The 11133-nt window shown below is 59.4% G+C and carries 9 protein-coding genes; 6 read left to right on the forward strand and 3 right to left on the reverse strand.

Going from position 1 to position 11133, the window contains the following annotated elements; genetic code table 11:
- From ABX749_RS08355 to tssK, 3 genes are all read right to left on the reverse strand, one after another.
- Nucleotides 1-1833 (reverse strand): type VI secretion protein IcmF/TssM N-terminal domain-containing protein (locus ABX749_RS08355; RefSeq protein ID WP_372895578.1); only part of this gene is annotated, 1833 nt, incomplete at its 3' end.
- 36 nt (nucleotides 1834-1869) lie between these two features.
- Complete coding sequence (locus ABX749_RS08360; protein WP_372895579.1) at nucleotides 1870-2520, reverse strand: DotU family type IV/VI secretion system protein; 651 nt, start codon at nucleotides 2518-2520, stop codon at nucleotides 1870-1872.
- A gap of 3 nt (nucleotides 2521-2523) precedes the next feature.
- Nucleotides 2524-3954 carry a type VI secretion system baseplate subunit TssK gene (tssK, locus tag ABX749_RS08365; RefSeq protein ID WP_145211230.1) on the reverse strand — a complete coding sequence of 477 codons (1431 nt, stop codon included), beginning with the start codon at nucleotides 3952-3954 and terminating at the stop codon, nucleotides 2524-2526.
- 453 nt (nucleotides 3955-4407) lie between these two features.
- On the opposite strand from tssK, the gene ABX749_RS08370 reads away from it, so the two are divergent.
- The 6 genes from ABX749_RS08370 to ABX749_RS08395 all read left to right on the forward strand — a co-directional run.
- Entirely contained in the window at nucleotides 4408-6105 is a 1698-nt protein-coding gene (locus tag ABX749_RS08370) for a hypothetical protein (protein WP_372895580.1), read from the forward strand.
- A 482-nt stretch (nucleotides 6106-6587) separates the two neighbouring features.
- Complete coding sequence (gene tssA / locus ABX749_RS08375; protein ID WP_372895581.1) at nucleotides 6588-7760, forward strand: type VI secretion system protein TssA; 1173 nt, start codon at nucleotides 6588-6590, stop codon at nucleotides 7758-7760.
- 59 nt (nucleotides 7761-7819) lie between these two features.
- Nucleotides 7820-8347 carry a type VI secretion system contractile sheath small subunit gene (tssB, locus tag ABX749_RS08380; RefSeq protein WP_145211221.1) on the forward strand — a complete coding sequence of 176 codons (528 nt, stop codon included), beginning with the start codon at nucleotides 7820-7822 and terminating at the stop codon, nucleotides 8345-8347.
- A gap of 6 nt (nucleotides 8348-8353) precedes the next feature.
- On the forward strand, nucleotides 8354-9850 hold the full coding sequence (gene tssC, locus ABX749_RS08385; protein ID WP_145211218.1) for a type VI secretion system contractile sheath large subunit: 1497 nt from the start codon (nucleotides 8354-8356) through the stop codon (nucleotides 9848-9850).
- A 100-nt stretch (nucleotides 9851-9950) separates the two neighbouring features.
- Nucleotides 9951-10436, forward strand: coding sequence for an Hcp family type VI secretion system effector (locus ABX749_RS08390; protein WP_372895582.1), 486 nt, complete (start codon nucleotides 9951-9953; stop codon nucleotides 10434-10436).
- A gap of 158 nt (nucleotides 10437-10594) precedes the next feature.
- The coding region (locus ABX749_RS08395; RefSeq protein ID WP_372895583.1) for a tetratricopeptide repeat protein at nucleotides 10595-11133 on the forward strand (539 nt) is incomplete at its 3' end.

Below are 11133 nucleotides of genomic sequence, written 5' to 3' on the forward strand. Positions count from 1 at the left end.
ATCGTCTTTCTCGCCGCCGGCACTCTTCTCGCTCGATTCACATCCGAACGCTTGTCCCAGCACCATCCGCAGTCGCGGTTTTAACTCGTGTCGAATCTTGCACGTCAGCGCGTACAGCTTGCGGTTGCCACGTTGCTGGGCCAGTCCGTCTTCGCGGCTGAACAGCCGGTACACCCAGTCTTCGAATGCGTCGCACAAGCGATCGCTGTGCGTGTTCAATTCGTCGGGCGTGGGACGGCTGCGGAGATCAAAACGGCCACCCAGTCGTCGCGACAACAATCCCGATTGCAAGCGACGAACCAGCTCGATGAATCCCTTGTCTTGTTCCAGACCGACGATCACAGCGGTGACCGGCGACCGCACGCCCATCGTCTGTTGGATCGTTTCGATGTCGCTGCGGGCCGATTGGGCGATGGCCGAAAGTTGTAACGGACCGACGCGAGAAAGTTCAAACGGGATCAGGGTCACGGCACCATTGATGCCGCACATCGGACGTCGAGCACGCTTGAGCAATTTGCAGACATAACGCAAGCGAGGGATTTGGTCGGACGTGTCCAGCGACGCCGGCAAGGCGACCTTTTTGTTGCCGCCGCTGCGCGGCATAGCCAACGGAGCCCCAGCGCCAGACGAGGTCGTCGTGGTGACGTGGGGCGGCGACGGCGTCTCGGCAGCAACCGCTGCGCGAGGTGCAGCGGCAACCGCCGGCGATGGCGAAGCCGTCGCGGACGCGGCAGCCGGCGTGGGGGCTGCGCTGGGTTGGCTGGGCGGGTATTGGTCGAACGAGATCGTCCCTTCGTACCGCGGTGCCGGTCGCAGCGCGTCACCCATCGCCGCGGCGGGTGCGGGGGGACGCGGAACTTGCGGTTGGGGCACGTGCGGTTGAGGCAACTGAGGCTGAGGCGTTTGAGGGCGGGGCGGCGTCGGGAGGTCGAACGCGGATCCACGCGGCGGCAGCGACGCTGATTCTCGGCCCGCCCCGGCCAGCGGTGACGAGTCCATCGCTTGGTTGCCGATCGTACCCAGGTAGGTCTGCGGTTGTGCCGGCTGCCGATCAGGCGGTGTCGATTGCGGAGCCGGACGCATCGCCGATTCCTTCTGCAGCTTCGGCGGTTGCGATTTGGCGGCGGCCGGTGCGGGAGGTTTGCCGGGTGCGGCACGCTGTATTTTCTGGATGCCGATCGGGCTGGGTGACGCATCCGGCGCGGCGTTCGGCGCGGCCGAGGCGGCGGCCCCGCCGTCACTGCGGCGCGCGATCCGCCGCGATGCGACGTTCATCGACGACGGCGCCCAACGCCCCATCAACGCGCTCAGTGAGCTGGCGCCGGGGCAAAACAGGTAGATCGCATCGGTGCTCATGTACCACTGCAAGGCGTGGCTGACGCCAGCCGCTTCCGGCACGCCGTGCACCGACAGCTTGGTCTCCAACGCTTCCATCAAACCCTGTTCGGCTTGGTCGTCGGACGATCCCAGGATCAAGAAGATCGGATAGTCCGATGGAGAGACGCCCTTTGCCTCGAGCGCCGCAATCCCGGCCTCCCAGGCACGGTCGATATCGGGAAATTCACCCTCGATCACCTGGTTCCAACGCCGCATGCCCCAGTACAGCACGACCGGAATCAGAATCACCAGCGCGAATTCGATCACGATGTGGGTCATCGAGACCGCGTGAATCAAGCGGACGCTTTGCGAACCGAACAGACGGAAGATCCAAACGGTGATCAACAGGATCACGAGCGCCAATGCCGTCACGGCGGCCGATTTTCCGGCCAGCGTCGTGGGCAAAAAACGACGATGCAGCGGAAGCTTTTTTTCGGGCGGCGGTTCGTTGGACATGGTCACTATCGTTAGCGGTTACCGTGACGTCTGTCATCAGGTTCGGAAGAAGGAAAGGGCGAGCAATCCGGCGAGAATGGTTGCCAACAGCCAAGGCCAAACGAGCCGGGCGCGCGTCCAGTGCGGAACCGCCGGGACCAGGTTCCGTTCGCATTCCTGTCCCGCAGTCGCGTCGTTCCAACGCTGTCGCGCCTGGCCGACGGCGTTTCCATATTCGGCCGCCCAGGACGGCAGATCGACCGCCAAACCATGTTTGTCGATCAGCATCCGATTCAATTTGGGGTCTCGATACAGACCGCGGAACCCCAGCATCACGCAGACATAAATCAGCTGCAACGCGTCATCGGAGCCGGCGTTGAGCGCCGTCGTCGCATTGACGTAGTACAAATCATTGCAGCGCCGGGTATTGAACAAACTCCATTCCAGCACGTTGTCACGCCACCAGTTTTGCCCCGACCAAATGTGGGCATCGACCAGCATCTCATCGATCCACGTCACCAAGGCGTACTTGGCCAGATCCCAGTCTTCGGTGTAGCCGGAAAGTCGACTGTCGGCCTGTTGCAGCAGCCCCTCTAACGTCCGTTTCTCTTCCGCCGGAGCGATCTCCACGCCTCCATCGATCCGCTCCATCAAAGAAAACGCGTGAATCAGGATCGGATCGACGGCGTCGGCAAATCTTGGCGTCATGACTTACGTGCGGATGGCGAAAAGGGCGAATCGAAGTCGGGCGCGATTGCCGTCGGGGGTCACGACATCCAAGTGTCGCGCACCGGTCAGTTCGTCATAGTTCCGCACCCGCATCGCAACCGACTGAGTGCGCCGAATCTCAGGCCAGGCCGGCGATTCGTACTCGTCTTGAGATACCTTGTAATACGTCCAGTACTGTCGCGAGGGCAGATCCGGAATCGTGGTCGAGACGATCTCGCGGCCCAGCCCGTTCTGGCGGACGTGAAAGAAATCTTCGACCTGATCGGCGCTGGCGAACACCCAATACCATTCCGGGGAACGCTCCAACAATTCGCGCAAGTTCGACTCGCTCGCACCACCGCGTTCGACGCCCAGGTACCATTCCCAATCGGGGTCGAACCATTCCGGGCCCAACCGAGCCTGCATCGTCGATCCGTAGCCCTCGAAGTTGGCCCGCAGGTATTCGTCGAACTGCGTGGCGTACAAAATGCCCAGGATCTTTTCGCGGATGTCGGCAAAGATGAATCCCAAGTTGTCGTGATCGTACGGCTCCACCTCGATGGCGCGTCGCTCGGGGCCGAAGATCGACAACCGACCCAAGATCCGGGCCAATTCCATGTAGGCGTCGAACGGGTGCACGCCCAAGGCCGGGCCCATCACGTCCAACGTGCTGTACGCTTCGTTCAAACGGTCCAGCATCGACACGCGACCCGAATCGGCCGGTTCCAGACTGTGGCGGCCGACACTCAACTGCCGGACCGGTTCGCTGAGCGTGTCCATGTTGCCGCTCAACACGTCGCGGATCCCCTGCACATAATGGCGCCGCAGGTAGGGCCAGGAATGGGTCGCCAGGATCGGCGGGATGTAGTTTTCATCGATCACCGGTTGGACCTCGCGCTCGCTGGCGCTGCGGACCCGCGCGATCGGCAGCACTTCGTAGCCGGCGGTGTCGCTGCCGACGATCAGCCGCAAATTCAGCCGGCGAAATTCGATCGGTTGGCCGCTGTCCTGGCCGTTCTCGTCCGGAACGTTGGATTGAATGCGGGTGAAACGCGCGAATCCGTTGGTGGAATCTCCGCTGACGTTCTCGCCGCCCAGGTTCAACTTGGGGACGCCGATGTAAATCATCAACGACGTCTCGGACTCGGTCGCCGATTGGGCGTCGAACGCCGCCTTCAAATCCACCTCCAGTTCCTGGCCGCTGTCCAATCGGATCAACGTGCCGTCACGCAAGCGGGCGTCAAGCTCTTCGACGCGAAAATGGCCGCTGGCCAAGGCGTCTTTGCTGTACTGAAACGCGTGCAGACCATAACCATAGGGATGATCCCAGCTTTCGGACGTGTGCGACAGCTCCAACCAGTGTCGATCGGCTGCCTGTAGATGGTGGGGCCGCACAAACAGCCCTTGATACCAGTGCACGCGTGGATTCTTCATACGTCGGTAACGCCTCTGTTATTCATCAAGTCGACCCATCTTGTGAGACTCCGGCCCATTATGCGCCATCCGCTGTTGGATCTCCTACAGCAGTCGTCGCAACGTCATTCCGCCAACAACACCTGCAAACCGGACCCGGCGTTCAACGTTTCTGCCGTGAAACTGCTGATCCTCCCTTCACGGACGTGATTGCGTGTTCCCGACCGGCCCGTCATCGGCATCCTCGTTGCCCAACATCCGTTCCCACAGCCCAATCGGGCAGGAAATCAAGCGGCCGTTCGGTAATAACCGACAAATCTTACCCAATTCTCATGACCGTAAAGTTCCGAACGTCCGATAAATCGACAGAGACCAACCAACATCGACCGTCCTGGCAGCGGGTTCGCACCACGTCGCCCGCCGGTCAGGCTGAGGTTTAGACCCACGATTCCTCCAGAGACACTCACCATTTCAGTGACGAATCCTCTGCACGTCCCGCTACGACTGCTGATCTGGCTGCTGCTCGGCTGCACCCTGGGGGCAGTCCACTCCGCGGATGCCCAGAACCCGTCACTCGCGGCCGGTCAGACCTCGACGCCGCTGTCGTCCGCCGAACCGTCTTCAACCCAGCGGTCGTCCACCGATCCCGGCGCCCCGTTTTCGTGGACCATCGACGAGCCGCAGCCGATCGTAGGGCTGTTGCTGCCCGAGCGGTTGTCGGTTCCCGTCACCGTGGGCACGATGCCGGCGACGCTCAACAGCACGCCGCATGCGCTCGGTCAATCGTCTTCGCGCGATCCCTCGGCGACGACGCGACCGCCGCACGTTCGGATTGCCTCGTCCGATCCGCTGGAAAACCTGCCGACGACCGACGGCCAACCCGCCGTCGTGCTGGCCCAATCGGACTCGGCGCTGCCGCCGCCCGATCACGGCCCAATGGCAGCCGATGCCCCTCAACGCTCACCAAGTACCGCAGGCGAAACGGTTTCACAGCGGATCGTCACGCCCGATGCGGCGCGGCCCAGGATCTTGTTTCAGCCAGCCGTTCCCAGTTGGGACCCTGCCGCGGGCACGATTTTGAAGCCGACTGTTCATCTGGCCGATGATCCCGCCGCTGAGATTCTGCCGACGCCCAACGCCATCGCGACGGAACTGATTCCGTCGACGCTGCCAGTCGAAGGCGACCGCGTTCCGATCGCCGAAAACTTCCAACCCGATCCTGTCTGGGTCCCTTCCGCGGCCAGTGATCGGTTCGAAACGTTTCGCAATCGACGGCGAAAACCCTTGGCAGCACTGTTTGAACGCACCGCCAGGGCGATGCGCAGCCAAGCCGGACGCGATGTCGGTGTGGGTGTCGAGCGGTTGCCGTTCGCCCTGTTCGAAATCGATGCCTCGCAACCGTCCAATAATTTTCGTCTGCGGTTTGAGTCGGCGCGCGACTGGGAATTCGCCGACCGCGTGGAATACTTCTGGTCGCGAATCGGCAAGAAGGGGCCTGAGTTTACCAACCCACTGACGTTCGAACCCTCGGTCGACTACCAGGACATTCGGCTGTCGTTCGAAGTCGGCGGCAGCAGGTTCTCCGCCACCACTGAACTGCCGTTGCGGTTCATCGATCCCACCATTCTGAGTAATACAGGTGGAATGGGGGATATGGCAATCACGACCAAAACGGTGCTCCTCGATGGCGATTCACTGCAGTTGACGCAGGTCTTGCGGAACCAGCTGGCGACGGGGTCGGCCAAACGTGGGCTCGGCAACGGACACGTCTCGATGGAGCCGGGGTTTGTCGCAAGTTATAAGTGGAGCGATCGCACGCTGATTCATAATGAACTGAAATTATGGTTTCCGATCGGCGGCGAACCGGGGTTTTCGGGTCCGGTATTAAGATACGGCATGGGTTTTGCAAACGTCCTCTATGACAGTGACACGTTTGCAATTCTTCCCACGTTTGAGCTGGTTGGTTGGTCCATTTTGACGGGACAGAAATCCGTCGGCTTGCCCAATCCTCAAAGCATCGACGGCGAAAATATCATTAATCTTTATCCCGGTTTGCGGATCGTTCGTGACAACGGACGACTGTTTGAACTGGGGATCAACGGCGGGGTCAGCGTGACCGAGCGACATTGGTATCGCAGCGTGTTGCGACTGGATCTGCGCTGGACGTTCTAACGCTCCGTCAACTTTTCAACCTGGAGTGCCACAGAATAGGGGTCAGGTTGCAAAACGGCGAAGTACCCTTGGGGCCGTTTTGCGTTCACAAATTGCATTCTCCTTGGGACGATCGTCCAGGTGCGACTCAAGCCGGTGGCACCTGTTCGCCGAAACTAGAGCTTCGCATGCTGTCGCTGCCATCGCGATAGAATCGTGTTGAGACGATTTTTTTCCCCACGTTACACATTGGCGACTGTAGGAATTGTATCTTGAGTGGTATCACCGGAGTTTTCCTTCCATCCAACCGAGATGGGGTAAATCGTGACTGCCAATCTTTCTGGTCAACGACCGCATCGTTATCGATGTCCTACGGTTCCCAAGTCCGACGCTCGACGTATCAAGCGTTTGAGACACTCTAGCGGCGTGGCGGCGTCGTTTCGCACCGACCTCGGTGCCATCGTACCTTCATCCAAGTCGCTCTCCGGGAAGTTGTAAGCCAGATGGATCTAACGGATCTCGAAACACTACTTGCGCCGATCTCCGACGACGAACCCTGTGGTCCGGACTTGGAATACGATGCCGAGTTCGGCGAGATGGAGCGAGCGGCGCAGAGCACGGCCGAACAACAGTACGGCGATACCGTCGTCGCGGCCGAGCCGCCGGACTGGAAGGACGTCAAGAAACGGGCCGAAGCCCTGTTGTCCCGCACCAAGGACATGCGAGTCGTCGCCATGTTGGCGCGTGCGACGCTCAACCAAGACGGCGTGATCGGTTTCTCTCACGCATTGCATCTGCTACGCAGCTATCTCGAAACGTTTTGGGAGACCGTGCATCCCGAGTTGGACCGCGAAGACAATGACGATCCGACCTACCGCACGAACACATTGATCACGTTCTGTGACGAACAGGGGATCATGAAAGATTTGCGCGACGCCCCATTGGTCGCATCGCGCACGGTCGGACGTTTTTCGCTCCGCGACGTCGAGCATGCCCGCGAGGCTGCCGAGAATCCCAGCACCGACGAAGAATCCGGTTCCAGCGGTCCCACGCTCGGCGTGATCGACGCGGCGTTCAGTGATGTGAGCGTGGAATCAATTCAGGCGACCGAAGAAGCACTGCGTCTTGCGGCCGAACACCTCGATGCGATCGAAAAGTTTGTCACCCAGCAGGTCGGTGTCAATTTTGCCGTCAGCCTCGCTCCGCCGCGCATGCTGCTTGAGGAGATGGACAAGTTTGTCGTTTCGCAACTCGAGCGACGCGGTGTCTTTGCCAGCGAACCCGAATCCGAAACCGAAAGCGAGAGCAAATGGGGCTGGGATGACAGTGCTGAAACGCCTGGCTCAGGCGAGCAAGTCGCGGATTCCGCGTCGGTCGCGGCACCGGGGTATCGCGTCAACGGCAAGATCGCGTCCCGAAAAGATGCGATCAAAGCGTTGGATGATGTTTGCGATTTCTATGAAGAAAACGAACCGTCCAGCCCGCTTCCCCTGCTGATTCGACGCGCCCAACGTCTCGCATCGAAAAGTTTTCTGGACATTCTGCGTGATTTGGCCCCCGATGCCGTCTCGCAGGCCGAAGCGCTCGGCGGAAGCAAATCGGATCTTTCACATTCCAGCAGCGAGCCGGTCAGCGATTCAGGCGAAGCGACCCAAGACGATTCATCAAGTTGGTGACCCCACAATTTCAATAGCGGCGGCACGTGACCGCCCGAATTTTTACGCAGGAGTAACAGATGGCTAAAGCTAGCGCTCAGAAATTTATCGCGAGGAATCGAGCTCCTCGTGTGCAGATCGAATACGACGTGGAAGTCTACGGTGCCGAAAAGAAGGTTCAGCTTCCCTTCGTGATGGGCGTGCTGGCTGACCTGTCGGGCAAGCCGGAAGAACCGCTCGCGCCGGTCGCGGACCGAAAGGCGCTTGAGATCGACGTGGATAACTTCGATGAACGAATGAAATCCATGAAGCCTCGCGTCGCGTTCCAGGTGCCCAATACGTTGACCGGCGAAGGCAACATGGCCGTCGACTTGACGTTCGAGAGCATGGATGATTTTTCGCCCGCGGCAATCGCCCGCAAAGTCGATTCGCTCAGCAAGCTGCTGCAAGCCCGTGAGCAACTCTCCAATCTGCTGACCTACATGGACGGCAAAGACGGCGCCGAAGCCTTGCTCGCCAAAGCCCTGAAAGACCCCGCACTGCTGCAATCCCTTTCCGCCGCTCCGAAAGCGGACGGCGACGCAGAAACACCCGCAAACGAGGAGTAATCCATAATGAGTACTGACGAAGCCGCATCCGCAGGACAGGCCGAGGGCGCAACCCTCGAAGCGAGTGAGTTCTCTTCGCTGTTGCAGAAGGAATTCCGCCCCAAGTCCGACCAAGCCAAAGAGGCGGTCGAAACCGCCGTCAAAACGCTGGCCGAACACGCGCTCTCGCAAACCGCACTCATCTCCGATGACGTGCTGGCATCGGTCGAAGCGATCATCGCCCAGATCGACTCCAAACTCAGCGAACAAATCAATCTGATCCTCCACAACGCGGACTTCCAAAAGCTGGAAGGTGCGTGGCGCGGATTGCATCACTTGGTCAACAACACCGAGACCGACGAGATGCTCAAGATTCGAGTGATGAACATCTCGAAGAAAGAGCTGCACAAAACGGTCAAGAAGTTCAAAGGCACCGCCTGGGACCAAAGTCCGATCTTCAAGAAGATGTACGAAGAGGAATATGGTCAATTCGGCGGCGAGCCCTACGGCTGCCTCGTCGGTGACTACCACTTCGACCACAGCCCGCCGGACGTCGAATTGCTCGGCGAAATGGCTCAAATCTCCGCCGCCTGTCACTCGCCCTTCATCGCCGGTGTCGCACCGGCAGTGTTGCAGATGGACAGTTGGCAAGAGCTGACCAATCCGCGCGACTTGACCAAGATCTTCCAGACCCCCGAGTACGCCGCCTGGCGTTCGCTACGGGAGTCGGATGATTCCAAGTACATCGGGTTGGCAATGCCACGCTTCCTGTCGCGATTGCCCTACGGTGCGGCATCGGATCCCGTCGACGAATTTGCGTTCGAAGAGGACACCGATGCGGCGAACAGCGAAAACTATTGCTGGTCCAACGCCGCTTACGCCATGGCGACCAACATCACCCGTTCGTTCAAGATGTACGGTTGGTGCTCGCGAATTCGTGGGATCGAATCCGGCGGTGCCGTCGAAGGCTTGCCCTGTCACACGTTCCCGACCGATGACGGTGGCGTCGACATGAAGTGTCCGACCGAAATCGCCATCAGTGATCGTCGTGAAGCGGAACTCGCCAAAAATGGCTTCATGCCATTGATCCACAAAAAGAACTCCGACTTTGCCGCCTTCATCGGCGCCCAGTCGTTGCACCAGCCGGCCGAGTACGATGATCCCGATGCGACCGCCAACGCCAACCTGGGTGCACGGCTGCCTTACCTGTTCGCCACCTGCCGGTTCGCGCACTACTTGAAGTGCATCGTGCGTGACAAGATCGGCAGCTTTAAAGAACGCAAGGACATGCAGCGATGGTTGCAAGATTGGATCAACCAATATGTCGACGGTAACCCTGGGACTTCCAGCGAAGACACCAAGGCACGCAAGCCACTGGCCGCCGCCGAAGTGGTGATTGAAGAGGTCGAAGGGAATCCTGGATACTACACCTCCAAATTCTTCTTGCGTCCGCACTATCAATTGGAGGGACTCTCGGTATCTCTGCGTCTCGTCTCGAAACTTCCTTCGGCCAAGGGTGGCTGATCGATAGCTCCGTGGCGTGTAGACTTTCGCACGTCGCGAAGCGGTAACCTTCGCGACGTTTTATTCACTGACTGGCACTTGACTGCAAAAGGAAATCACGATGGCTGTAGACATGTTTCTGGACATCAAGGGAGAGATTCAAGGAGAATCTCAAGACAAAACTCACAAGGACGAGATTGATGTTCTCGCCTGGAGTTGGGGGATGTCGCAATCCGGCTCTTTCCACGCCGGTGGCGGTGGCGGTTCCGGAAAGGCGAACTTCCAAGACATCAGTGTCACCAAATGGATCGACTCCTCCTCGCCGATTCTGATGGTGTACTGTGCAAATGGTGATCACTTCACCAACGCCAAGTTGACCGTCCGAAAGGCCGGTAAGAACCCGCTGGAATACCTGGTCATTCAGATGAAGGATGTTCTGGTGACCTCGGTCAGCACTGGTGGGTCGGGTGGAGAAGACCGATTGACCGAAAACGTGTCGCTCAACTTCCGTGAAGTGAAGGTCGAGTACAAAGCTCAAAAGGCTGACGGAACGGCAGACTCTGCAAAAGTGTTCACCTGGAACATCGCCGAAAACGCCGCATCGTGATCTTGCGATTGCGATCGATTGATCTGAGGGGACGAGCCTGTCGGTGACACGCTCGTCCGCTGGGTCGGTCGTCCGGCCATGATGTCCTTTGCCGATGTGCGGTCTCCCATCGCGCATCGGGAGCAGGGCTTCTGACATTGCTAGCGCCGAGACCCTCGGTGCTGTTCCCCATTCACTCGATCGCTGTCGTCATTGGACCGATTGACGTTGGCGTCTCTCTTATCGGATCGCTGCAAATGCTCGCCGAAGAATACCTCCGTGATGGAAAATTGGATGAAGCCTTTGCGGAACTCAAAAAGGTCGTCCAGCAAGATCCGGCCAATGAAAAGTATCGGGTGTTTCTGTTCCAAATGCTGACGGTGCTCGGCAAGTGGGACAGCGCGCTGAGCCAACTCGAAATCGCCGGCGATCTGGACGCCGGGAATCTGGCGATGGTGCAAGCCTATCGCGAAGCCATCAAGTGCGAAACCATTCGGGCCCGCGTCTTCGCCGGCGAGACCTCGCCGATGATTTTTGGCGAACCCGATCGCTGGCTGGCCTTGATGATCGAGGCGCTCAAGCTGGCCGCCAACGGCCAACACGCCAAAGCCGAATCGCTGCGGTCGGAGGCGTTCGAGTCCGCTCCCACCACCGCCGGGACCCTCGAATTGACCGGTGATCATCGGCACGAATTCGATTGGATTGCCGACGCCGATCC

Source organism: Stieleria sp. (genome assembly GCF_041595215.1).
Lineage (GTDB): Bacteria > Planctomycetota > Planctomycetia > Pirellulales > Pirellulaceae > Stieleria > Stieleria magnilauensis.